At 49.2% G+C, this 24,746-nt stretch carries 18 protein-coding genes; 7 read left to right on the forward strand and 11 right to left on the reverse strand.

Annotation, left to right across the window (positions count from 1 at the left end):
• Positions 1-18: 18 nt before the first annotated feature.
• Entirely contained in the window at positions 19-1,716 is a 1,698-nt protein-coding gene (locus M1D61_RS19495) for an ATP-binding protein (protein ID WP_458120227.1), read from the reverse strand.
• A gap of 305 nt (positions 1,717-2,021) precedes the next feature.
• Between M1D61_RS19495 and M1D61_RS19500 the strand changes: the two genes are divergently transcribed.
• Positions 2,022-3,296, forward strand: a complete 1,275-nt coding sequence (locus M1D61_RS19500; protein ID WP_458120228.1) for an NAD(P)/FAD-dependent oxidoreductase — start codon at positions 2,022-2,024, stop codon at positions 3,294-3,296.
• Positions 3,297-3,448: 152 nt separating this feature from the next.
• On the opposite strand, the gene M1D61_RS19505 is transcribed toward M1D61_RS19500, so the two are convergent.
• The gene (locus M1D61_RS19505; protein WP_458120229.1) at positions 3,449-4,351 is read right to left on the reverse strand and encodes a glycerophosphodiester phosphodiesterase family protein; all 903 of its coding nucleotides are present in this window, start codon (positions 4,349-4,351) and stop codon (positions 3,449-3,451) included.
• A gap of 702 nt (positions 4,352-5,053) precedes the next feature.
• Here M1D61_RS19505 and M1D61_RS19510 point away from each other — a divergent pair.
• The gene (locus M1D61_RS19510; RefSeq protein WP_046216362.1) at positions 5,054-5,521 is read left to right on the forward strand and encodes a MarR family winged helix-turn-helix transcriptional regulator; all 468 of its coding nucleotides are present in this window, start codon (positions 5,054-5,056) and stop codon (positions 5,519-5,521) included.
• 142 nt (positions 5,522-5,663) lie between these two features.
• Here the strand turns inward: M1D61_RS19510 and M1D61_RS19515 are convergent, their stop codons facing one another.
• From M1D61_RS19515 to M1D61_RS19530, 4 genes are all read right to left on the reverse strand, one after another.
• Positions 5,664-7,193 (reverse strand): ABC transporter ATP-binding protein, encoded by a 1,530-nt coding sequence (locus M1D61_RS19515; protein ID WP_458120230.1) that lies wholly within the window; start codon positions 7,191-7,193, stop codon positions 5,664-5,666.
• A 1-nt stretch (position 7,194) separates the two neighbouring features.
• Positions 7,195-7,797 (reverse strand): ECF transporter S component, encoded by a 603-nt coding sequence (locus tag M1D61_RS19520; protein WP_458120231.1) that lies wholly within the window; start codon positions 7,795-7,797, stop codon positions 7,195-7,197.
• A gap of 111 nt (positions 7,798-7,908) precedes the next feature.
• The gene (locus M1D61_RS19525; RefSeq protein WP_458120232.1) at positions 7,909-8,664 is read right to left on the reverse strand and encodes an energy-coupling factor transporter transmembrane component T family protein; all 756 of its coding nucleotides are present in this window, start codon (positions 8,662-8,664) and stop codon (positions 7,909-7,911) included.
• A gap of 183 nt (positions 8,665-8,847) precedes the next feature.
• Positions 8,848-9,180 carry a hypothetical protein gene (locus M1D61_RS19530; protein WP_046216366.1) on the reverse strand — a complete coding sequence of 111 codons (333 nt, stop codon included), beginning with the start codon at positions 9,178-9,180 and terminating at the stop codon, positions 8,848-8,850.
• 357 nt (positions 9,181-9,537) lie between these two features.
• On the opposite strand from M1D61_RS19530, the gene M1D61_RS19535 reads away from it, so the two are divergent.
• Positions 9,538-10,017, forward strand: a complete 480-nt coding sequence (locus M1D61_RS19535; protein WP_458120233.1) for a GAF domain-containing protein — start codon at positions 9,538-9,540, stop codon at positions 10,015-10,017.
• 251 nt (positions 10,018-10,268) lie between these two features.
• Positions 10,269-10,871: a nitroreductase family protein gene (locus M1D61_RS19540; protein ID WP_458120234.1), complete on the forward strand. Its 603-nt coding sequence runs from the start codon at positions 10,269-10,271 to the stop codon at positions 10,869-10,871.
• Between the two features lie 98 nt (positions 10,872-10,969).
• Here the strand turns inward: M1D61_RS19540 and M1D61_RS19545 are convergent, their stop codons facing one another.
• Together M1D61_RS19545 and M1D61_RS19550 are read right to left on the reverse strand one after the other, a co-directional pair.
• Positions 10,970-11,653 (reverse strand): hypothetical protein, encoded by a 684-nt coding sequence (locus M1D61_RS19545; RefSeq protein WP_458120235.1) that lies wholly within the window; start codon positions 11,651-11,653, stop codon positions 10,970-10,972.
• Positions 11,654-11,765: 112 nt separating this feature from the next.
• Positions 11,766-12,770, reverse strand: coding sequence for an LLM class flavin-dependent oxidoreductase (locus M1D61_RS19550; protein WP_458120236.1), 1,005 nt, complete (start codon positions 12,768-12,770; stop codon positions 11,766-11,768).
• A 279-nt stretch (positions 12,771-13,049) separates the two neighbouring features.
• Here M1D61_RS19550 and M1D61_RS19555 point away from each other — a divergent pair, with 279 nt between their 5' ends.
• Complete coding sequence (locus tag M1D61_RS19555; RefSeq protein ID WP_458120237.1) at positions 13,050-16,691, forward strand: collagen binding domain-containing protein; 3,642 nt, start codon at positions 13,050-13,052, stop codon at positions 16,689-16,691.
• Between the two features lie 107 nt (positions 16,692-16,798).
• Here M1D61_RS19555 and M1D61_RS19560 read toward each other — a convergent pair whose 3' ends face one another.
• Positions 16,799-18,232: a dihydrolipoyl dehydrogenase family protein gene (locus M1D61_RS19560; protein ID WP_458120238.1), complete on the reverse strand. Its 1,434-nt coding sequence runs from the start codon at positions 18,230-18,232 to the stop codon at positions 16,799-16,801.
• Between the two features lie 300 nt (positions 18,233-18,532).
• On the opposite strand from M1D61_RS19560, the gene M1D61_RS19565 reads away from it, so the two are divergent.
• Together M1D61_RS19565 and M1D61_RS19570 are read left to right on the forward strand one after the other, a co-directional pair.
• Entirely contained in the window at positions 18,533-19,183 is a 651-nt protein-coding gene (locus M1D61_RS19565) for a hypothetical protein (RefSeq protein ID WP_458120239.1), read from the forward strand.
• Between the two features lie 80 nt (positions 19,184-19,263).
• Positions 19,264-19,848, forward strand: a complete 585-nt coding sequence (locus tag M1D61_RS19570) for a hypothetical protein (RefSeq protein WP_458120240.1) — start codon at positions 19,264-19,266, stop codon at positions 19,846-19,848.
• 359 nt (positions 19,849-20,207) lie between these two features.
• Here M1D61_RS19570 and M1D61_RS19575 read toward each other — a convergent pair whose 3' ends face one another.
• The gene (locus tag M1D61_RS19575; protein ID WP_458120241.1) at positions 20,208-23,357 is read right to left on the reverse strand and encodes a DUF5704 domain-containing protein; all 3,150 of its coding nucleotides are present in this window, start codon (positions 23,355-23,357) and stop codon (positions 20,208-20,210) included.
• A 259-nt stretch (positions 23,358-23,616) separates the two neighbouring features.
• Positions 23,617-24,582 carry a stalk domain-containing protein gene (locus tag M1D61_RS19580; RefSeq protein ID WP_458120242.1) on the reverse strand — a complete coding sequence of 322 codons (966 nt, stop codon included), beginning with the start codon at positions 24,580-24,582 and terminating at the stop codon, positions 23,617-23,619.
• Between the last annotated feature and the right edge of the window lie 164 nt (positions 24,583-24,746).

Consider the following 24,746-nt stretch of genomic DNA (forward strand, 5'->3'; position numbering starts at 1 on the left):
CATGGAGAACCGGAGAAATTAGGCCAACTCTTCCGATGCCTCTTCTTTGGGTCCAAACGAATGCGAGAAAATAACCGAGAACGTTGTGCCTTCCCCTTCCACCGAATCCACTACAATACGGCCTTGATGACGCTCCACAATACTAAGGCAGAGGGACAATCCAAGCCCCGTACCTTTGGCTTTAGTCGTATAAAAAGGCTCGAACAGCTTGTCCAGCTTCTCCTGCGGTATGCCGGGACCCGTATCGCGGATGCGCATGATCACTTCATGGGCAGTCGCTTCCGTCTCGATCGTCAGCTCACCCTTATCTTCCATCGCTTCCATGCCGTTGCGTGCCAGATTGAGGATTAACTGCTTGATCTCTTTGGAGTTCAGATCCAACCGAGGTACATCCTGACCTGGAATAAAGGCAATTGACTGTCCACGCAGGTTGGCATCCGCCCATAACAGCGGCAGCAGCTCCTCGATAATGGCATGCAGATCATACAGCTGCTTTTCAACAATCCGATTCTGCGCCAGAGATAAAAAGTCATTGATAATACTGTTTGCACGGTCCAGCTCATCCATAACGATCAGATAATAATGATCGAGAGACGCCGGACTTTTCTCGCGCATCAGCTGCAGGAATCCGCGAACGACTGCCATCGGGTTGCGTATCTCGTGCGTAATGCTGGCCGCCATTTTGCCGACCAGGCTGAGCTGCTCGACATGACTCAACTCGTTGCGCAGACGTTCCACTTCGGTAATGTCCTGGGCAATGACCACCACACCGGTCAGATTATGCTCCGGTAACTGGCGAATCGGTGCTACACTAATATAGAATGTTCCATAATCCAGTCGCATCAGTTCATTATGAATAGCTTGTTCCTCAGGCAGCTGTTGAATGATTTCGATCGTATGCTTGAGTCCGGGCGTAATCTTTTCCGGGTCCAGTTGAAAGAGATTTACGCTCAGCGCTGTCTCCCTCGTAATGTCAGGCAGCGAACGCTGGAGAATTTCCAGGGCCCGTTCATTAATAGCTGTAATTTGCCCAACGGCATCAATGGATGTGATCATCATCGGTGCCACGTTCATAATTTGCCGGAGCTTCTCCGCTTCGGTGATGACACGGTTGGACAGATCCAGCATTTGCTGATTCAGCTGCTTGCGCTCCATGATCCGCTCAATCGCCTGAATCGAATAACTTCCTGCAATCATCGCAGCTCCGACAATCAGAAGAATGACCCACCAGGTAGAGGAATCCAGATTATGAAGGCGCATACGCAATCCGGCAGCAAGCATCGTCAAGGTAGCGCTTAACAGGATGAGCAGCCCGGTAAGCAGCCGCTTTTTCCGAATGGAGGATCTGATGAATTTAGGCGAGCACAGCGCAGCGGCAGGATATAATAACACACCGCTATGAACGAGAAAATCGATCATTCCGCTGCCGGCACCAAATATTAGATACATCAGTGTCTCCAGTATCAGCAGCAGAAGCCCGCGCACAGCTCCTATGTAAAGCACTCCAATAATCAGAGCCACAAGGCTCATCTGAATTTCAAGCGTAATTGCACTATATATGGAGAGTATCCAGCAGATCACAATGCTGAACGCAGACGAGAGCATAAGAATCGGGGAATATCCCCGCCAGGTCAGTCGTACACTGTGCAGGGAATCATCGCCGCTGCGTTCCACGATGTTCGAGAACAAAAACACGGCAGATCCTACAGCCAGCATTTGCAGCAGGATTTCCTTTACTGCAATAATAATGATGGGCCCCTCCCTCTCTCTCTGTCGTAATTCGATTAAAGCATAGCAGGCCAAACATTACAATATATAGTATGTTGACCCAGCATTTTCAAAACACTAATACAATACCCTTAATAAGGCCAATTATAAACAGATTCCTGCCGACCTGACCGTTTGCTGCTCGTCAGGACGCCAAAATAGTCGAAAGCCTTGAATTTTAGCCGTTTTTCCCCTGGGATTAATGGTATATTAAAATAGCGATTTATGACATCAGATAAAAAGGAAAGATACATTTGAAATACGATATTATTGTAATTGGCGGCGGCTCTGCCGGCCTGATGGCCAGTGTAGCTGCCAGTGAAGACGGTGCCAGTGTACTGCTGGTGGATAAAGGCAACAAGCTGGGCCGCAAGCTCGGCATCTCCGGCGGCGGCCGCTGTAATGTGACCAATGCCAAGGAAATTGACGAACTGATCAAATATATTCCCGGCAACGGGCGTTTTCTGCATAGCGCTCTCGCCAAATTCAGCAATACGGATATTATGCGCTTCTTTGAAGACATGGGTATCGCCCTCAAGGAAGAAGACAATGGACGCATGTTCCCGGTGACCGACAAGGCCAAAACGGTCGTTGACGCGCTGGTGAATCGGGTACGCGCCCAGGGCGTGGATATCCGGGTTAACAGTCCGGTAGCGGAAGTGCTGTACGAGGACGGCAAAGTATACGGTGTACGTCTGCGCTCCGGTGAAGTTATCCGCAGCCATGCGGTGATTATTGCCGTAGGCGGCAAATCCGTACCGCAGACCGGCTCCGAAGGAGACGGCTATCCATGGGCAGAACAGGCAGGACACACGATTACGGAGCTGTATCCGACCGAGGTGCCGATCACCTCACCGGAATCCTTTATCCAGAGCAAGGAACTGCAGGGATTGTCCCTACGTGATATCAGTCTGACCGTATGGAATCCAAAAGGGAAAAAACTGGTCACGCATGACGATGATATGCTGTTCACCCACTTTGGCATCTCCGGCCCGGCGGCTCTGCGGTGCAGCCAGTATGTCGTCAAAGCACTCAAAAAGTTCCCGGTCACTTCGGTACAGATCACCCTGGATATCTTCCCGGACAAAACAGCCGATGAGATCTATCAGGAGGCGCTTCAGCTCGCCGAACAGGAATCCAAAAAGGCGATCAAAAACGTACTCAAAGGCTATATTCCAGAGCGCCTGATTCCGCTCATTTTGCAGCGCTCGAATCTGCCGGATGATCTCACCTATCATAATATTCCAAGACAGCAGTGGATGGAGATGGCTCGCCTGATCAAGCAGTTCCCGATTGCGGCCAACGGCACACTGTCGCTCAAGGAAGCCTTTGTGACCGGCGGCGGAGTGAACCTCAAGGAAATCAATCCGCAGACGATGGAGTCCAAGCTGACCCAGGGGCTGTATTTCTGCGGGGAAGTGCTGGATATTCACGGTTACACCGGCGGATATAACATTACAGCTGCCTTTACGACCGGACATACAGCCGGCAAAAGTGCAGCTGCGGCATTGCAGGAATACCTCGGATAAGCAAAGCCCGCTATCGCCTGCTCCAGTCAGCTTCCTTCTATATAGAAGAATGCAGAAGTACAAATTCTCATCATAAAGCCCTTTGCGCTCGCAAAGGGCTTTTCCTGTTGGCTATATTTTCATCTTGCTTATATGTTCATCCAAAGACTCGGTTACATCTGCCACCCATACGCACCCTGCTGCTCATTCAGATAGCGAATCAACGCTTCGGTATAATCGGTCTGGATCATATTGAATCCGCGCTGCTGATGCCACTGCCAGCCCTGCTCAGGGTCGATCAGTGAAGCACCATCCGTATGACCGCCGCACAGCGAATCCCACATCGTATTCACCCATAGTCGGCAATCCTCGTCCTTGATCTCCTGCAGCACAGATGGATGAATCAGCATACTGTCTTCCTCTTCAAAGCAAATCTCCACGGCCTGTGGACGGACCTGGCTGAACAGCGCATTTAGATCGTATACCAGCGGTGCATTGGATTCATCCAGAATATGCATGTACAGAGGCGGTTTAATTTTATCCTGCAAAAAATGCTGTACCTCTTCCGGGGGTGCACTGCTTTTGAACAGGGCATGATCCACCGTACCGGTACGCAGCAGCGCCGCATATACTTCTTCGCGAAACTCCCAGCATTTGTCCAGATTGACCATCGCCTTGCTGCGGATCAGGATCAGCGCTTCCTCGAGCGTGGGGATCGTATAGTTGGTCAGCGGCTGACCGGCGCCTCCCTGATACTGACGCAGTCGCAGGCTGCGCAGCTCGGACAGCGTCATATCGGCGATTCGGCCGGTTCCATCGGTCATCCGGTCCACAGTCTCATCATGCATCAATACAAGCGCACCATCACGCGTACGATGCACATCAATCTCGATCATATCAGCCCCTGCCACGATCGAATACTGAATCGCCGCCAGAGAGTTCTCCGGTGCCTGCTTCCAGTTGCCACGGTGTGCAGCGACCATCATCCGCCCCCGGCTATCGAGGAAGCTGGATATAATCTCTTCAATCACAGGCCTGTACTCTTCACGCCAGATCGTCACGGAATCATCTCTCATCGCATCTATTCTCCGATTCATATATTCACTCATATCCTTAGGGTAATGTTGGAAAATGACTTTCTACTACTCTACCGCCTGAGCGTTAACTGTAATGGATATTTGTGCAATCCCTATGTAAAAGCTTCAAAACAGTTACCAACACTATATACACAAATTAGGACCAGATATCAACCGTTTTTACCCAAGTTATCAACATGTTATACACAGCCTGAGGATAGATTTCAGTAAATTCTTACCATTCTATACACAGGCAAAAATAAATATGCAAAAGATTACGTGGATAAATAGTGGGAAATAGCCGTTTTTTTCGAAATGATTGCATATGAGTACAAAAATATTCATAAAATCCACCCTTTTAGAGGTCCTGTTTATTTATGCACATTGTTATCCACAAATTCTATCCACTTATCCACAAAAAGTACACAGGTCATGTATAACTATTTTCCATTTTTCATTTATAGCCTATTTGCAAAAAAAATAGTTATCCACACCCTATCCAACGTATTTGCGTCTCCCTTTTTCCATCTACTTAAACGCAATTTAAGATTTAAATTTAATATTTAAAAAGTCCGGCATTGTGACAAATCACATATTCTTCTAATTTAAATGGATATAAGATAAACCTAGATTAACGTTCCTCTTCTATCACTTTATCCAATCGATTCTATAGAACTCATCATCAGAAAGGGTGACTGTATCATGATTAACATGTCTATGAACAATACCGAACAATCCATGCATCTATACCGTGTCTTCGCCAAGGCTTTCAAAAGTTTGAGTGAACATGCTGTCGCCGGCAGCAAAATCGAAGGCTTCAACTCTACCGCTTTTTCCGTTATGGAAGTACTATATTTCAAGGGCGCCCAGCCTATTCAGCAAATCGGGGCCAAACTGCTGCTGCAGAGCGGCAACGTTACCTATGTGATCGACAAACTGGAGCATGGCGGACTGCTGCGTCGTCATCCTTGCCCTACCGACCGTCGTGTGATTTATGCCGAGCTGACCGACCGCGGACGTGCCATGATGGACGAGATCTATCCGAAGTATGAAGACCGTCTCAGCTATGCCCTGGGCGGGTTGAATGTACAGGAAAAGGAACAACTTATCTACCTGCTCAAAAAGCTCGGTATGGAAGCTGAACGCCTGTCTCCTGCTGCGCGTAAGTAATCATTCACGCACTCAATATATTGTATATGCAAAAAGCCATTTCTATTTCTCCAGCCGCATACAGGCCGGGAAAAGGAAATGGCTTTTTGAGCAGCAGCCCGTCTCTGTTCTTCATTCCGATTAATGAACAGTATGGACATGCTTATACCGGGCTGGCTGCTTCGATCAATCGTCCCTGCTCCAGAGTGAGTATACGATCCGCCCCCGCAAAAAGCTCCGGTTCATGGGTAACGATCAGCAGCGCAGCTCCCTGGCCTACCGCCCTGCGGCACATATACAGCAGACGGTCGATGGTCAAATAATCTGCCGCCGAGCTGGGCTCGTCCAAAATGTACAGCGGACGCGGCAGCAGGAACTGACATACAGCCGCCAGCAGGCGCTTTTGCCCGCCACTGAGACTGTATGGAGAATCTTCGCGCCGCTCCAGCAGTCCTGCAAATCGCAGCATATCCTCCGTCTCCTGCCTGTAACGATCCGGCAAAAGATCACGAGGATGCAGATTCAGACTCGCCCGGACACCGTATACACACTCTTCCCAGACCGTTGCGGCGACCCACTGGTGATCCGGATGCTGGAACAGATACGCCGTATCCGCAGCCCGGTCATAGATCGACTGCCTGGCAGTATCCTGGTGGTTACGGTAAATGCTTCGGATTGGCGGCTGCAGCAGACCGGACAGCAGACGGGTCAGTGTCGTCTTGCCGGAGCCATTGGCACCGCATAGCAGTACCATTTCACCTGGTTGCAGAATGAGATGGACGTGATCCAACGCCGGACGAAGTGCGCCGGGGTACATATAGGTCAGACCAGATACTTCCACAACAGGCTGTCGATGATGATCCTCATTTGCAAAAGGTAGATTAGCTGTATCGTTATCTATAGAAGCATCTGCCTGCTGATCATTATGACTCACTGTACCATGGGGTAAAATATACATCTGCTCCAATAATTCACGGTGATTGCGCAGCAGCTCAGCTGGCGGTCCTTCCAGCAGGATACGTCCTTCAGACAGGATTACGACCCGGCTGCACTGCAGGACAGTCTTGTCCCAACGGGCAGAAGCCGTAATCAGCGTGCCTCCGGATTCGTGCCAGTGTTCCATGATGCGCAGCATATCCTTTTTTCCTGCCGGGTCCAGACTGGCTGCAGGTTCATCCAGAATGAGCAGCTGCGGTTCCAGTGCCAGGGCAGCGGCCAGCGCTGTACGCTGACGCTGGCCGCCGGACAGCTGGTGTACATATTCATGGCGAATCGATTCCAGATTCAGCGCTCTGGTCAGACGATCCAGCCGGCGGCCGATCTCCTCGCCCGGAACGCGCAAATTCTCCGGTCCAAAAGCAATCTCATCTTCGACCGTGCCTACGACCAGCTCGGCATCCGGGTCCTGTCCCAGCGATCCCATCCGGCTGGCGAGCAGACCCGGCTCTGCTGATCCGGGGTCCATATCGCCAATACGTATCGTTCCTTCACGCTGGCCGCCGGCAATCCTCGGCAGCTGTCCATTGATCACACGGCAGAGCGTCGATTTGCCGCTGCCGCTGCTGCCGATAATCATCAGCCACTCACCGACATGCACATCCAGCGAGATCTGCTCCAATGTCCGGTGATCGCTGTCTTCATACGTGTAGGATACTCCGCTGAGTTGTACGAACGGTGCTGAATCGGTAAGCATATTAACGCTCTTTGGAGAAAGCGGCAAAACGGCGCAGCAGTCCCGTGCGGCCAATCGCCTTGCCAAATACAACCGTCAACATGCCGCACAGAATGACACCGCTGGCGATTCGTACGATCATCGCGATACTCAGCACGGTCATACCCCATTTGGAATAACCGAACATCTGGATCGCTACCAGGAACCAGATCGGTACCATGGCTCCGCCGACCAGCATCATTACACCCATCGACCAGCGGCGGTAGCGCAGCAAGGCAAAGATCAATTCCGCGATCATCATATAACAGATCGCTGCCGCAAAGGCCGAAGCAATCCCGTACGATGTACCGACAAAACACTGCACCAGCGCACCAAGTGCATAGGTGATTACTGCCGTACCCGGTTTACGGATAATATAGTAGGCCAGCAGTCCGTAAACCATATACAGACCGGTAATGCTGGACGTCATAATCGGACCGCCGATACTGCTCAGCAGCTGATTTACCCCGGACAGGTACATGGTCATTACCGCATTGGCCGTCGCCAGCAGAGCCATGAGTACAATCTCCATCGTGGTAAATGCCTGCAGGGTTTTATTTACACTGCGATTCATTACATTGCTCATGAAATGGTTCTCTCCTCAAACTTATAATTGTTAACTACATTTAATAATTTAGGTTAACAATATGAATAAGTCAATTTTTTCTTTGTATGCCCCCGTCTACGATCAGGAAAGTTATACTACAATATATAATACAATTGTGACCAGCACACTGCCCCCCATCCAGTACCGTGCTGATGATGGCAGTACAAACGGATGATAAAAGGTGCGATCCGGGTAAGCCCCGAATCCCTTGGATTCCATAGCACCGGCAATATGCTGGATGCGGCGGATCGAGCCGGTAAACACCGCCCCCATGTAATCTTTGGTCTGCAGCAGTGCAGCCAGTCCCCTTGCTTTGCGCTGACCGCGCAGCCGACGGGCAGCCAGGATCAGCCGGGCTTCTTCACGCAGCAGCGGCAAAAATGTCAGTGCAAGCGCTAGACCATATGCCAGCCGGTAAGGCACTTTCAGCTTCAGTACAAGCGCGCCCACCAGTTCACGGTAATCGGTCGTCATCGACAGAGCCACCGATGTCAGACACAGGATAAAAATGCGCAAGGTCATCACTGCCCCATATTCCAGTCCACCGGAAGTCAGCTGCAGTGCTCCCCACTGCCACCAGATATCACCCTGTCTGACCGACAGCATGGATAGGCCGAAATATGGAATGCCGATCGCAGCCAGCAGCCGGATCAGCGGGGTACTCACCATTTGTCCAGAACCGAGCGCTATAGCGATCCATACAGCGGCAAATAACAGCAGCTGCGGCAGCACGTGTTCGATATGAACGGCCAGCACCGAGACGCACAGCAGCATGACCATTTTGGTCAGCGGGTCCATCCGGTAAAGAAAGTTGAGGGGCCACGGTTTATTTTTCGTTACAGTCATGCGATCTATCCTTTCTCTAATGGAACATTCATATATTGACGAAAAACCGCCGCCCCGTCAATCCCCAATCGTTTGCCTATGTCTCTTCCGCCTGACTTCGCACAAAAAGAGCGTATCCCATAATGCATTATGGGATACGCTCTTCTCATGAAAGAAGACCGCTGCAGCCTATGTAGTCAGCGATCAGACAACGACAGATGATTTTTTTTCCGAACGGGTGCGGTCAGAGAGATTACCGGTCTGATGGGAGACCACTTCACTGCACAGCATAGTAAGACGTTTGCGAATTTCTTTGAGTTCTCCGATACCTGTGCCGGTGATCATATATTCCTCACCATTGGCCGTCAGCATATTTTCCGTAGTGAGATGCTCCAGTTCCTGCTTTACTTCGCGATCTCCTACACGATAGCCGTGACTCTCCAGAATCGGCTGCATATCGTTGATCGTCAGCTTGTGCTGAGTAGCCTGGTGCAGCATGTGAATTCGAATAAAAAGATTTTGTACCTCCGCATGCATATACTCTTCTCTCCTTCCAGTGATGTGTAAGTATGAAGGCCGTGTATCCATTCCTGGCTAAGAGTTCGTTCAAACAGGGAATAGCCGCGGCAGATCTAGCCTTTTCTGTCCTTAAGGGATTCATGCTGTACTTACCCCCCTTGCCAGCTTGGTAAACATATTTCCGGGCGTTTATTCCAAATTTTACCTTATGAGCCGAGACGGTTCATTGCTGCAGATTACATCGTATCTTCATTTGCAAAAACACCTGCGGGTTGTATACTATCCCTATGCGCTGTTACCGAAGTCCCGCTTCCGTACAGCTGCCATCCCTGCAGAAAATGATCTGTAAATTCTATTTCGGAAAAGGTGAATCTCATGTTTGAAAATATAGCTTATTCCGGTTCCCGTGAAGAGCAGTACAGCATGGCGCTAAGCCAGCTCAAAGGCCTTATTCACGATGAACCCGACCGCATCGCCAATCTGTCCAATGCATCCGCTCTGCTGAAGCAGTTTCTGACCGATACCAACTGGGCAGGCTTCTATCTGTATGACGGCAAGGAACTGGTACTCGGTCCTTTCCAGGGTCTGCCTGCCTGCATCCGTATCCCGCTGGGCAAAGGCGTATGCGGTACGTCCGCAGCAGAGCGTCGTACGATGCTGGTCGCCGATGTGCATGAATTCCCCGGCCATATCGCCTGTGATGCCGCATCCAACAGCGAGATCGTTGTACCGCTGGTCAAAAACGGCGAACTGATCGGCGTCATCGATATCGACAGCCCGCTCAAATCCCGCTTTGATGAACAGGATCAGAAGTTCCTTGAGGAATTCGCTGCGATTCTGGTACAGGCTATCTGAGCAGTTTGAACGTTTTACGTCCCGTTTTATCGGTTTCATATTTAACGCTTGTGTTTGCCATACATGTTAATCGTTTATGCTGCAGGCAGCTTTATTCATTTCTGATGAGTAAGGCTGCTTTTTTTATACTTGCAGTCATTATCTTTAAATTAAGATTATTTTCTTAAAAGGCTTGATTTCTTTTTTATTTGTAGTATCATTATAAAAGTAAGTAACAAACATTTACATATAAACGAGGAGGATTACCGAATATGTCTACTGAATTTATGAAAGCTCTTGAGAACCGCCGCTCCATCTATGTGATCAGCAAGGAATCACCAATCGAGGACAGCCAGATTCAACACATCGTTGAAGAAGCTGTTAAATATACACCATCTTCCTTTAACTCCCAGAGTGCACGTGTAGTCGTACTCGTCGGTGAGCAGCATGACAAGCTGTGGGATATCACGACCGAAACGCTGCGCGGTATCGTGAACAATGAAGAAGTATTCCAATCCACTGCCGACAAAATGAACATGTTCAAAAACGGTTACGGTACCGTATTGTTCTTTGAAGATATGGACATTATTGCAAATCTGCAAAATCAATTCGAAGCTTATCGTGATAACTTCCCACTGTGGGGACAGCAGGCTAACGGTATGTTGCAGCTGGTAATCTGGACTGCACTGGAAGCAGAAGGTCTGGGTGCTACTCTGCAGCACTACAACCCGATTATCGACGAAGAAGTGAAATCCACGTGGAACATTCCTGCACAATGGCAGCTGGTCGCTCAAATGCCTTTTGGCAAACCGGTCGCACCTGCTGGCGAGAAAACGTATCAGCCGGTAGATGAGCGCGTGAAATTTTTCAAATAATACAGGCTCCCATCATGCATAACGCATAACAAAAGCTCCTGCCATCCGATTGCGGTGACAGGAGCTTTTTTCTGTTGTGGCTCATATGAAACTGCGTATTATTCGCCGACCGAGCTGCCGTCTTGATACTGGGTACGGATACGCAGCACATTGCCGTCTTTATCCAGATCCAGACGTACGGTTGTACCTTGCAGCTCTTCATTTTGAGGCTCTTTGTCGCCTTCAAATTGGGCAGACTTGGTATATGTCTTTTCTTTCTCACCCTGCTTGATGACAACCTGGGTAGCTGTCTCGGATACATACTGTCCTACCAGATCCTGCTGGGAATTATCTGCATCATCTGCCTGGTCGGCAGGCTGGGCTACAGTGATCGTGCTGTCCTGTGCACTCAGCGTGACACTGATCTGCTGTCCCGCTAGATCGGTAGAAGGCGGCAGGGAAGATGCAGGCTCATATGAATTGCTCTTAGGAATGACCAGCTGCTTGCCATTGACCTCCAGCGTCATCGTATCTTCATTCTCAGCTACATAAGTACCTACAAGGTTATAATCCGAGTCGGTATTGGACTTGTTCGGATCGCTGGAATACTGGCGGAAATCCGCATCTGTCGTTACCGGATTGGTATTATCCTTTCCGGTATCGTCCGGTTTGGATTCGGAGGCACTTTGTCCGGCTGTTGTCGGATCATTGCTCTGACTTTCCTGTGCATCGCTGCAGCCTGCTATCACACTGGACAGCAGCAATGCTGCTGCTGCGCTCATTTTAAATGTTTTTATCATCATGCCAAGCCCCTCTCTGTAATCTCCGTTACGGGAATCAATTTACACACTCACATGTTTCTTTACCCCAAACCGAGGTAGTTCCAAACCTTAATTAAAGAGAGCACCCTGCCCATTACAATTCAAACGCTTCCGCCAACAGCTCGATCGCGCGCATTCGGTTGGCAAATCCGTAGATCAGCGGCAGAATCAGCACTTCATCCGCCTCATAGTCGGCAGACAGCTGTTCAATCCTCTCCCGTACGCGATCAGCGGTGCCCACAATCATCCGGCTGCGATTGCGGGATATGACTTCCCGATCCTTCTCCGTATACTCCTGGGATTGTATTGTTGCCGGTGCCGGGAAAAAGGACCGGCGCTGTCCCTTGTTCTCCGACATCAACAGCCAGTAATCCCAGCTCCGGGCCAGCTGTTCGGCCTCTTCCTCTGTATCCGCCACTGTCACGAAGATACCGACCATGCCTTTTGGTTTGGCCAGTCCGGCGGAAGGACGGAAATTCTCCCGGTACTGCCGCATAGCTGCACGACCGACTGAAGATGCATTAATAAAATGGGCAAAGGCCAGCCCGGTCCCATGAACAGCAGCCAGTTCCGCTCCTCCCCGGCCGGTGCCCAGCATCCACAGTTCCGGCCAGGTATCGATCATCGGCGTTGCTTTCAGGCCTGGAAAGCGGTGATCCGGCGACTCTTCATCATGGAGATAACGAATCAGATCTCCGAGCTGCCGTTCATAAGGTACAGTCTCGGTACGACCTTCGTTCAGCGCCTGCTTGCCAATCCGGCCAGCGCCGGCAGCCCTTCCGGCTCCGAGATCGATCCGTCCCGGGTGCAGCGCCTCCAGCATACGAAAGTTTTCTGCTATTTTGTAAGCACTGTAGTTGGGTAGCATGACGCCGCCTGAGCCAATCCGGATACGTTCGGTTCGGTCAGCCAGATGCATCATCAGCAGTTCCGGATTACTGCCGGCGAGCGGCGGCAGATAATGATGTTCCGATACCCAGAATCGGCGATACCCCAGCCGGTCTGCAGCGCGCGCCAGCTCGGCGGTCTGCTGCAATGCGATACGGTCGTTACCGCCTTCATCTACCGGTGAATAGTCCAATATCGATAATGAAATCATGTTAATTCTCTCCTTTTCCGATATATATTCCATTATTTTCCATGTTTCATATGGTGTATTCTGCGTTAAGTTCAAAAGGGTGTATAGATTCCTAAATATACCTATTATTTTTTTGCGATTCCTAAAATATTATCAGCAACTAATTCTATATAATCATGTATAATGAATCAAACATGTTTTACATAAAAAACCAGCAAAGAGATATTCATCCTTTCTCTTGTTGAAGGAGTGTTTCCACTACCCGCTTATTGCTAAAACTACACAAAAAAGGAGCTACTCATGAATATACTTAAGAAAGTAAGTATGTTATTTCTTACTTTAACCATTGTACTGCCAGGTCTGTTCGGTTCTACATCCATATATGCTGCCGATACAGGTACTGCCTCTGATAATGCCGTCTCTTCTGCTGCGCCTTCCAATTCGAGAACAAGCGTACAGTCCGACACTTACGGTCAGCCGGATAACGGCGGCACAGACACGACACCAGATGGGAATTCTGGACCACCTTCTACGGATACAGGAACAGATTCCCAGCCTCCTGCACCTCCAGCAGCTGATACATATCAGAATATTATTACCCGGGTATTTCTAACGGATGCCAACCAGAACGTGATTGATGGTCAGGTCAATCCGGATACCCAGATTGACCCCGATGCGCCGGTATATCTGAATTACGAATGGGCCCTGCCGGATGACGGGTCCTACCATAATGGATCTACCTTTGAATATGATCTTCCATCCGCTTTCCAGCTGTATAACGACATTACAAATGTGCCTCTGCAATTTGAGAATGGCACCGTCGGCAGCTTTAGCGCTACACGCAGCGGACATGTAACGATGACATTTAACGATACAATTGAACAATACTCAAATGTACACGGGACGATGCAGTTCCGTACCGCATTCAGCCAGGAAGTCATCCATGGCAGCACCGAGGTACAGATTCCGGTACCTGTAAATGGCGACTCCCAGTTTATTCTGGTATATTTCAAGCCGGATAAAGGCACTTCCATCAGCAAGCGCGGACAGGCGATCGACCAGAACCATATCGAGTGGACGATCGACGTGAATACAACCAAGGAAAAAATCGAGAATGCGGTAGTGACCGATCCGATCGCTGCAGGCATGTCGCTTGATACCAGCTCGATTCAGCTGTATGCGCTGAATGTCAACGTGGACGGTACCACTACCCGCGGACAAAAGCTGACTTCCGGCTATCAGCTGGAATCCGACAACAGCAGCTTCAAGCTGACATTTGACCAGGTGATTCGCTCGGCTTATCGCATTACCTACATCACCAATATTACAGCGGATGCGCAGAGCAAGTTCACCAACACCGCCTCTTTTGCCAGTAACAAAGGCACACTGACTGCCAAAGCGGAAGTATCGGTGCAGCAGCAGTTTTTGACCAAAAAGGTGGAAAATTACGATGAGAAGACCGGTATTATCTCATGGTCTATCGGTTACAACTTCAACAGTCGTTCGATCCCTCAAGATCAGGCCGTACTGCAGGATCGTTTTAATGCCAGCCAGGAGCTGGTCAAAGATTCAATCAAAGTGTACAACGCAACGACAAACCTGCTTCTCATCGAAGGACAGGATTATACCGTAACACCAGCAGCCATCAAAATCGGTCGCACCGGATTTGATCTGAAGTTCCTGTATGATATCAACTCTCCCTACACGATCAAGTATCAGACCCAACCGGTCAATCGTGTGGACAAAGACGAGAAAGTGACCAATACCGTCACTTCAGGCGGAGCAACCGGCACGGCTTCACAGGTTATCAAAAATGTCGTGTTCACTAAAGTGCTGAGTGATGCCAACTATATCCGCAAGGATGCGACCTGGAAGCTGACGCTTAACCGTGATGGCTATCCAATGTCCAATGCGATTATCAATGACACGTTCCCGAACAGCGGACTGGAGTTCCAGCAGAATTCCCTGCAGCTTCAACGTGCAGATGGCAGCGTGTATCCTGCGTCTTCCTATACGGTAAGCAGCGATAATTTGCGTTCCGGATTCAAGATCACATTTCACACCGATCTTACGGAGCCCTTAACGATTACTTATCGTACTCTGTTCGATCCGGAATGGAAAAAGGACAAGACCGATGCATCGTTTCTAAACCATGCACAGCTATCCTGGATCGAAAATGGAAAAACACGTACAGCCGATGCAGAAGCACGCTTCTGGCCGGATAGCATGACCGTAAATAACGGTTCCAAGGATGGTTGGTACAATGCCACTACCAAGGAAGTCACCTGGAACATCAAAGCCAATTACAGCAGCCGTCAGCTGACCAATGCCTATATCGAGGATATGCTGGAACCGGGTCAATCGTATGTACCCGGATCCCTGCAGGTCAACCATATGAATCTGGTGGGCGTCTGGAATAGTGTAACCCGTGGCAAGACCGTTGCTCCATCCGACTACACTGTCGTCCTTCCAGCTGATGGTGAAGATGGCGGCAGGCTGCAGCTACGCTTCAACAAGCCGATCAATTCGCCGTATTGGATTACCTTTAAGACCACTCTGGAAAATCATGTGGTGAAGCCGGCGATCCGTAACAATGCTATCCTGCACAGTGATCAGGCCGTCTACCCATGGGCCGCGTCTGTGAGCATTCCCAAAGGTGGAGAATATGTATCCAAAACAGGTACACAGGATGGCGACAAAATCTACTGGACCGTCTATATTAACCGTGGACAATCCTATGTGGAAAACGCCCGGATTATCGATCAGCCGACAGCGAATCAGATACTGCTGACCGACTCCTTTAACCTTTACTCGGCCAGTGTCGCCAGCAACGGCGGATTGGCCAAAGGAACCAAACTGGTAAGCGGCACCGATTACAAACTGAGCATTATATCAGGCAGTCCGGAGCAATTCGAACTGATTTTCCTCAAGCCGATCCGCTCCGCCATGATTCTGGAGTATACCTCCATGATTACGGCAGAAGACAGAGAGCAAATCGGTAACACGGTACAATTTGCCGGAGATGGCATTACAACCGGCACAATAGATACGACCAAGGAAATCATCGTGCGTACATCTTCCGCTTCCGGTACAGGTACAGGAGTAGTAGGCAACCTGATCGTAAGCAAAGTCGACAAGGATGATGCAACACTTCCACTGGAAGGCGCAACTTTTGTTTTACAAGATGCTGCCAAAGCCAGACCGGCAATAACCGTTACTACCGATCCGCAGGGCAGGGCTTTATTTACCCGACTGCTGTACGGTAATTATACCTTGCAGGAGACGATTGCTCCTGCCGGTTATACACTGGATCCGACTATACACACGATAACGATCAATTCCAGTATCAAGCAGACCAATAATGCGCTGTTCCTGACGCTAACCAATACCAAACAGCCAACGGTACCTCCTGGAAATCCAGGAAACCCAGGTACTCCCGGCACCCCGGGTAGTCCAACAGACAATAAACCCGATAACGACAAGCCGGGAACGCCGGGAACTCCACCGGGTGGCGGCAATCCATCAGGGAGTACACGGGTAACGGAACCAACCATTCCGGTTGAGGACGAGCCAACCCCATCAGGTACGGTCGATCCGATACCATCCAATCCGTCCGTACTGCCGGAAACATCACCTCCGGTACCAGGCAATCCTGCCGAGCCGGATATGCCGATTCCGGATGAACCTGTTCCAAGCGGAACTGTTCCACCGGCACCTGCTCAACAACCGGATATCCCGGTGAGTGACGAGCCGGTACCGCAGGGAACGACGCAGCCGGATCGTACTCCATCCCTGCAGCAGCCGATGCTGCCGCAAACAGGGGAATCCAGTCGGATGCCATTCTGGCTGACCGGTGCAGCACTGCTGGCAATGGGCCTGGTATTGTATCAGGTACAGGCCTCACGCAGACATTCTGCTGAACGCAGAACATCCGGGAAATAAAATAAGATCATTTCATACAAAGCACCTGTCATCCGTTCGATGAGATTGGATCATCCTATACGGAGGACAGGTGCTTTTTTGTGATGGTACCGAAGCAAGACCGTAAGTTAGATTTTCAGCATATAGCCGATATCGGATGCTGCCGTCGGATAGGCATACAGTACATCACGCAGCTGATCGATCGTCAGGTTCAGCCGCATTGCGATGGCAAAATGATTAAGCAGCTCGTCCGCTTCTCCGCTCAACAGATGGGCGCCGAGTATTTTTCGACTGGTGGTGTCGATAATAATTTTGGCCATCGAGGATGATTCATTGGTACGCTTGTACGTATACCAGGACGAAGTATCAAATGTATTGATCTTCACATGATCGCCCAGTTTGCGGGCTTCCTCTTCCGTCATGCCAATTGCACCCAGCTTGGGAAGGGTAAAGGCTACGCTTGGCATTTCCCGGTAATTGGGTGTGCGTGTATTGCCATTCAACAGATTATGGGAAGCCACCTGCGATTCCAGACTTGCGAGCGGTGTCAGCGGCAGTCCCGGAGAATCGGTGCAGTCGCCTGCAGCATAGACGAGCGGGTTGCTCACACTTTGCATGTATTCATTAACATGAATGCCCTTTTTGCCATATTCCACATTGCCCTGATCCAGTTGCATATCCATAATGTTAGGCATACGTCCTGCTCCATGGACGACCAGTCCGCATTCCAGCTGCAGCTCTTTATCACCCTCTGTACCGTTATGACTGGCACGAACCAGATAGCTGGGGCGGCTGACAGCATTGACGTTACGACCGTATTTTTCATTTTCCGCTGATTGCTCATTCTCTGCAGCAGATAGCTGTTCGATGGACTGCAGCGATGTATTCAGGTGAATCTTGATGCCAATCTCCCGGCTCCGCTTGACCAGTTCCTGTACCAGCTCCGGATCGAATCCCTTGAGCGGCTGTTCATCCTTATGCAAAATATGTACCTCTGCACCTGCACGGGCAGCGATATGCGCAAATTCAAACGAAATATAGCCGCCACCGACGAATACGAGCGGAGAAGGCAGCTGTTCCAGATTCAGAAAATGATCGCTGTCTGCCAGGTATTGCTCTCCTGCCACCGATAATGGCGCAGGCTTGGCACCGGTGGCGATCAGGATATGCTTGCCGATCAGCCGTTGGCCGTCCACTTCAATCGTATCCTCGCTGACGAACCCGGCATGTCCGTGAAACGTATGAATGCCTGCATTCTGCAGCTTCTGCTCATGTGCGCCGGGGATATAGTCGGTAAATGTATGCTTGAAGGCCATCAGGTCCGGCCAGTTGATGCGGACGCTGTCTTCTAATCCTTTGCCAACCATCCGTGCAGTACGGTCGACCAGCTCTGCGGCTCCAACCAATACCTTTTTGGGATCGCATCCGCGCAGTGCACAGGTACCTCCGTATTCGCGTGAATCGATAATGGCAACTTCCCAGTTCTGTTCACGGCAGGCTTGAGCCGCAGCGGCTCCTGCACTACCGGTACCGATTACCACGAGATCAAAATGCTGTTCCATCAATTATCGCCTCATTTATCTGAATTCAAGTCACCTGGTTAGAAGTCACTCTCTTATTCTTTTAAACTCCAAATGACAACCACAATCGGCAGCAGTATTGCGTAATGACGAATCTGGTAGCTATAGAGGACAGTGACCGATATCCTACCGTTTTATGCGACTATTCAACCAATTTCATCGGTATACGGCCTGATCTGGCATTATATTGCATTTCTTACCTTTTCAGTCTTTCTTTTTCATGACTTAACGTGTTAAATTGTAAAAATAATCTAATAAATACATAATAGAGGGGTTACTAACATGAAGAACAAATTACTACTGACCTTGATGCTCGCAGCACTGGTTACTGCTTCCTCCGCACTCTCTGCCCATGTAACATACGCAGCAACGGACGATGCACCTGACGGCAGTTATACGATGGACCTGACCAGTAATGCAGATGACAGCGCAGATAGCGCAGCACCTGCCGCAGACAGTAGTGAACAGGATACCTACGATGGCGAAGACAGCCGGACAGACGCCGACCCCGCACTGGTCGAAGAAGCGAGTCAGTTTCTCGAATATTCCGATGCAATGGAACCGCTGTTCACGTACGAGACCAAAGCCTGGGATGCCTACAATATCAATGAATATGTGAAAAGCTCCAATCGCAAACAGGAATACAAGCTGATGACCTACACCGTGGTACCGAACTATACCAAATTCGTATCCGGCATCAAGCTGGTCAAACCGCAAAACGCCGAACTGGCCAAAATCCATGCCAAATATGTAAAAGGGGCCTATCTGGAACTGGAAGGATTTGTACTGTACAAAAAATATGTATCCAGCGCCCAACTCAACGATTCCGTCCTCAACCAGTCCAAGCTCAAACTGAAGGCTGGCGGCAAGCTCATCGACCAATTTAATAAAGAAATCGATAAATATGTCGACAAATTTGATGCATTGCAGTAAAAGCATGCGATCGGCACTACATGACGATCAAATCGCAACCTTATACTAAATAAATACGATTCCAAGGAGTTCACCAACCCATGAAAAAGAAATTAATCCTTTTGCTGGCGCTATCCTTCCTGCTGTCCGGCACCAGTCTGTTTCCGCTGAGTCCTGTCCATGCTGCAGGCGACCAGACAACCAGCAGTTCCGCATCTACCGAAGAATCCACCCGCGATGAACTGAGCGAAGATTATGCAGATCTGGACCCGGCCCTTGTCGCAGAAGCAAACGATCTGCTCGATTACCTGGATCAGCTGGGCAAAATTGCCGCCTATGAAGATAAGGCTGTCGATACGTACAATTCGGTCCGTTATGTCACATCATCCAATCGTAAAAAAACCTATACAGCCATGAACAATACGGTTGTTCCCAGCTATACCAAGTTTGTCACCGGCCTGAAACAGATCAAGCCATCTACACCGGAACTGGCTAAAATTCATGGCAAATACATCAAAGCCGCTTCCCTACAGCTACAGGCGCTAACCCTATTCAAAAAATACGTATCCACTCCTCAATTGAAGTCCGCCACACTCAAGCAGGCGAATCTCAAAGTGGATGCAGGCATCAAAATGCTGCATGAATACTATGAGGACATGAAACAGTATTCGAAGAAATTCGAATAACCGGATTGGTTGCTTGGGATACAGACATATGCTACAGCTGCAAAAAAAGCCACTGCTCGGATCATAATTCCCTATAAGGTATGGATGATCCGGGCGGTGGCTTTTTTGTGGTTGTGTTTCTTCTTGTTCTTATATCTGTATTTGTATTCGTATCTGTATCTATATTCGTACCGGCATTTCATTTGCACTTATAGTGGTAATTGAATTTCATGCTGCTTTTATCCATCCAGTCCCCGGTTGAACAACATTTGGGCTGCAAGTAATCTTAGAGTTATTTCCACGGTGTAATCAGGATCATACTCCGATCTCTTACAGCAGAAAAAGCAGTTCCGGATATTCGCATAGCAACAGCCAGTCAATTAATGCGTTCCTCTTGAAGTAAAGTCACTGTATGAAGACTGGTCGGTATCATAGAACAATACGTCACCATCTTCCACCCGGTATTTTACCTGATAAGGATCGGTTACAAAGTGATCCCGGCTGCCATCGGTATTGTCGTACCCTTCCATGCTCCACCACTGGTTGCTCAGCCGGGCATGGATGTACTGCAGGTGAGGATGCTGGGTGTCTGCGTTCACGATACTTTCAATATCAAAATTCACCGTGATATACCCATTTTTCAGAAAGACCGGTGACTTCTCATCCAGTACATGACTGCGTCCATAGGCGGCCAGATCGGTTCCTCCGGGCACCACATACACCTGCGCAGGCAGGCTGTATTCGCCGTACCACTGTTGTACGCTCGCTGTTACTCTGGCCGGTGAAGCACTGGCGTTTTCTGGACGCTGCTCCGCTGACTGGATAAAAGTACGCAGCGGCGAAGGCAGCAGTTGGATATCATATCCGCCAGTATAGGTCGTCTGGTTGGCTCGCTTCTGAAAAGCGGCAATATACTGCGCCTTGCTCTGCGTCCATCCGGTAGACAGCTCATAGATCGCTGCGGCGGTATCGATCAGATCCTGGGCCGGTACATTGCGCAGCCGCTGATTCAGCGTGACCATGCGCCGCTCGGTATCCTGGCTGGAGCCGATCCGGATAAACTTCCGCTCGTCGGTATGGTAATACAGATCGACCGGCACGCGTTCTGGTGCGGTAGCCGCATCTTTGTCCTGGTAAAAGAATGTCGGAGTGATTCGAATGCCATCTTTGTCACCAAACATATTGCCTTTCGTTTTCAGATCGAATTTGAAATGGTAACCGGTTTTTACAGCAACATTTTTGTAGCCAGACAGAGGATGGCTGCCTCGTATAATCGGCAGGGTATAAGGAGCTGTATTGCCCCTCGCTGCTCCGTCGATACTGCCGGTTCCTACCCAGAAAGATTTACCTGTCGGTTGGCGGCTGCCGCTGCTCTGACGGAAGACACTCTCCCAATTAAAGTCGGCAATATCGGTCACATGGAAATCGTACAGCCGTCCAATGACTTCCACTGCTACCGTATCGGTGGCCACATGATGCGTCAGATTCGTATTGGCATCCGGCTGGGTCGTGAACCCGGTCGGAGCATTCTCGGCGATATTGCGGAAATAGACCGTATAGTCGCCTTCATCGACCCAGACGGGCAGTACAAACACTGTATCCAGTTGACTGACCGGGACATCGATCCAGGTATTTCTCGGATAAAAGTGCTTGCGCTGCTGGTCATAGACGTCGAACGGGAACTGCACCTGCTTGGTTTTGAAATACTTGGCATACTCCCGGCTGCCATAACCGGGATAGGTCGATCCATCCAAGTGCTGCCCGGTAGTGGGGATACGTACGGTAAACGGGCGATCCAGGATCAGCGCCATCCGGCTCGGATTGGGCACGGTTTTCTGGTTATGAGCCTTGTCATCCGAGATGGAGGCATAATCGACGACCGGTGTATGTACGGTGACGGTATTGATGTTCTGGATCGGAAAGTTTTTATTGCCTGATCCCTGTACATTCTCACTCAGCATGGAATAGAAAATGGTTCCACTGGATGACGTACTCGCCTTGTTGACCAGCTTGCTGCTGATCAGCTGGGCACCTTTGTACAGCACTTTTTCACCGGAATCCTTGTAGGAATGAATCTTGGTAGGAGTTGGAATTTCCTTGGGTGCAGGTGCTGTCTTTGTTACCCAGTTGCCGTTCATTACATCGGTATCTTTATGCTCAAAGGTAAATTTAATTTGGTCGTTGCGCACTTTAGGATCACTGGTATGAGATTCTGCCATATTTCGCAGCTTACCTGTATCATCAGGCGGACTCGGCTTGGAATGCCCTCCTTTATCAACAGGCTCCGGCTTATATGTAAATCGTGCTGTGTTCGCTGGTTTCACATGGTCCTGTACTTTTTCATAATGAAGCAGCTCCATCTGCGGCGGAGTATAATTCGCCCCCAGTGTTACCGTTCCACCTGGTAACGCATAGTTATTCATTATCGCTTTTTGAATATCCAGCACTTCCAATTTGCCGATATCCCAGTAATCATAAGGACGCTGGAAGGAAAATTGATACTGAACATCCTTGGTATCAGTCCGCTTGCGGTCCGGTTTATCCTTTCTCTTTTCGTACCATACCAGCTTGTAGGTGACCTCCATATGACAATCATAGGTAATCTGGCCTTTGCGGTTATTGAATACATGCTGGAACAGATACGGATAGCTCCATGTATTGGCATACAGATTCTCACTGGTCGGAATGCCTCTAGTCACATCAAAATGCCGGTCATTCACCCGATCATCGGCCAGAATATGTCCCTGAGCTTGCGGGTCCATAAAAGCCTTTTCCATCTTGGAAGCTGTAGTTGATGAATCTATTGTCCATGTACAGATGCCTTCTCCGGGATCGGTCTCCTTATCCTCATCATCACAATCCGGGTTGGTAGCGCTGGTCTCTCCGGGCTTGCACAGGACCGTCGACTTCTCTTTGTAATATTGGATGGCTTTATAATTTTCAAAAGAGCCTGTATAGGTGAATGCAGGCGGCTCACCCTCGACTATTTCACCTTTGGGCGTTTCACCGGTAGTACTTTTCTTATAACCGACATATTCGTATTTTTCATTTTCCGGTGGTTTGAATGAATATTTTTGCCCCGGCTTCATCTCTTCCTTATGTGTCGGAAAAATAGCCTTTAGAGACTTACCGGTCGTTGTGTAGTATTGGACGGTAAGACTGGAATCCAGTTCGATTGTAAATAACACGGGGGTATAGATTCTGTATCCGCGAACTCCATCGTTGCATCGGTCCCCGCAGGTATCAGTAATGTCTAGCAGCCGGTCTGCATTCAATCCCATATCCACATCCAGAGGAATTGTTGCTGTATCTGTACCAATCCCTCGGCGGCTGTACGTAAAGTCTCCAGCTGATGTATTGGTGGACATGTAGGGGCTATATTTGGACCAAAGTGTTGCAGCTGTATCCGATTGCTCTACTCTGGAGGCCTCAAAGTATTCTGCCGTATTGGGTTGATACCTATACGGCTCAACAGTAATACTTTTTACTGTACGTTCAGGAAAATTAAATACGTATTCCTGAGAAGCCATCCCATGGTCTCCTGTGTTAGGCTGCTTCCCTGCCCAGCTGCTGCCAAACCACATATCGTGGTACATCAAACCAACAAAGTATCGATAATTCGCATTGGTAGCATCGGGTGCCGTGTTTTTGTAATAACGCAGAGGCGTTACTGAAGCGGCATTAACTGTATCCATATACTGCGGCAGAAAAAAAAGCAGCTGTACCGCTACAAATACAATTAAAACTAAGCTTATGCCATATTTCTTTGAAAGCCTTGCACAACTCATGCTAATTACTCCATGGATTAGGCATCAATACCATGGACTTTTCAGATACCAGATTAAATCCAATATATTTTACATCTTTTATAGTTAGCGGTTTAGCATCTACAATTCCGTCCAGATCTTTATCTGCATAAGAAACCAGTTGATAATAATGATATTTTGTATTGTCTTTATTCGTTTCTGCCAGATTACTTCTCTCGGCTCTAAAACGAACATCTCCCTTGTTGGTAATATAAAATAAATCAGGAGCGATACCTGTGGAACGCACTCTTAAATAATCGACTCCATGGGAGCTGTATGGCTCTATATCATATATACTGCTCAACAGCTTGACCGGCAGTTGAGATTCATTCAGCAATAGTACATTTTCATAAGGTGTGCCATATATGTTCTTTAGCAAGAATTTGCTTTTGTTAAAAAAGTTTTTATAGGATTCCAGACTTTGTGTTTTCACATTTAACTGGTCTACTCCTGGTACTTCCTTGCTGCCGATCCACACCCAGCGGCTGATGGAGTCCCATTCCACTTTCTGCCCCAGTCCTTCACTTACCAGTCTCAGCGGGACAAAGGTACGGCTCTGCTTGAGGATGACTTTGCTATCGTACTGTTTGCTCTCCCCATCGATAACAGCTGTTGTCGAGCCGATTATCATGGATACGCTGTGCTGATCTGTTTTCAGGGTGACGACCTGCTGGCTGCCGGACTTGCTCCACCCTACCTTTGCACCCAGCTTTTCGGATACGAAGCGAATCGGCACCATCACTGCACTATTGGTATCCTGAAAGGGCTTGGCATCAGGAAAGCTCATCTTTCGGGCATTGAGCAGCACCTCAATGGATCGGCTGGCTGCTGCTTCTGCATGCGAAGATATACCCGGCAGGCCTGTTAGCAATACAGCTGCTACTGTCACACTCCACGCCACATTTTTTACAACTTTCATCATTGTAGATTGGTTGGCTCTCATTCTCATCGTTCATTCCTCCAATTATGTTTGGGTCGTACTTCAACGAATGTCTGGCTTATGTAGGTTCATTTTGACAGTCTGTTGTGATGCCTCAGTGCCAGGACATCCCTTATGTTTATCGGAAGAAACGGGATTTTCGGATAATTCCATTCTCCTGATCGGATGCCGTC

It is taken from the genome of Paenibacillus sp. Z6-24, from assembly GCF_054161335.1.

What these genes read in the sequence shown, in the direction of transcription:
- M1D61_RS19550 (WP_458120236.1), bottom strand. Translation starts at nt 12,770, where the DNA reads ATGATTTCATTATCGATATTGGACTATTCACCGGTAGATGAAGGCGGT.
- M1D61_RS19565 (WP_458120239.1), top strand. Translation starts at nt 18,533, where the DNA reads ATGAAGAACAAATTACTACTGACCTTGATGCTCGCAGCACTGGTTACT.
- M1D61_RS19570 (WP_458120240.1), top strand. Translation starts at nt 19,264, where the DNA reads ATGAAAAAGAAATTAATCCTTTTGCTGGCGCTATCCTTCCTGCTGTCC.
- M1D61_RS19580 (WP_458120242.1), bottom strand. Translation starts at nt 24,582, where the DNA reads ATGAGAATGAGAGCCAACCAATCTACAATGATGAAAGTTGTAAAAAAT.
- M1D61_RS19540 (WP_458120234.1), top strand. Translation starts at nt 10,269, where the DNA reads ATGTCTACTGAATTTATGAAAGCTCTTGAGAACCGCCGCTCCATCTAT.
- M1D61_RS19510 (WP_046216362.1), top strand. Translation starts at nt 5,054, where the DNA reads ATGATTAACATGTCTATGAACAATACCGAACAATCCATGCATCTATAC.
- M1D61_RS19505 (WP_458120229.1), bottom strand. Translation starts at nt 4,351, where the DNA reads ATGAGAGATGATTCCGTGACGATCTGGCGTGAAGAGTACAGGCCTGTG.
- M1D61_RS19555 (WP_458120237.1), top strand. Translation starts at nt 13,050, where the DNA reads ATGAATATACTTAAGAAAGTAAGTATGTTATTTCTTACTTTAACCATT.
- M1D61_RS19530 (WP_046216366.1), bottom strand. Translation starts at nt 9,180, where the DNA reads ATGCATGCGGAGGTACAAAATCTTTTTATTCGAATTCACATGCTGCAC.
- M1D61_RS19575 (WP_458120241.1), bottom strand. Translation starts at nt 23,357, where the DNA reads ATGGCTTCTCAGGAATACGTATTTAATTTTCCTGAACGTACAGTAAAA.
- M1D61_RS19495 (WP_458120227.1), bottom strand. Translation starts at nt 1,716, where the DNA reads ATGCTGGCTGTAGGATCTGCCGTGTTTTTGTTCTCGAACATCGTGGAA.
- M1D61_RS19545 (WP_458120235.1), bottom strand. Translation starts at nt 11,653, where the DNA reads ATGATGATAAAAACATTTAAAATGAGCGCAGCAGCAGCATTGCTGCTG.
- M1D61_RS19560 (WP_458120238.1), bottom strand. Translation starts at nt 18,232, where the DNA reads ATGGAACAGCATTTTGATCTCGTGGTAATCGGTACCGGTAGTGCAGGA.
- M1D61_RS19515 (WP_458120230.1), bottom strand. Translation starts at nt 7,193, where the DNA reads ATGCTTACCGATTCAGCACCGTTCGTACAACTCAGCGGAGTATCCTAC.
- M1D61_RS19525 (WP_458120232.1), bottom strand. Translation starts at nt 8,664, where the DNA reads ATGACTGTAACGAAAAATAAACCGTGGCCCCTCAACTTTCTTTACCGG.
- M1D61_RS19535 (WP_458120233.1), top strand. Translation starts at nt 9,538, where the DNA reads ATGTTTGAAAATATAGCTTATTCCGGTTCCCGTGAAGAGCAGTACAGC.
- M1D61_RS19520 (WP_458120231.1), bottom strand. Translation starts at nt 7,797, where the DNA reads ATGAGCAATGTAATGAATCGCAGTGTAAATAAAACCCTGCAGGCATTT.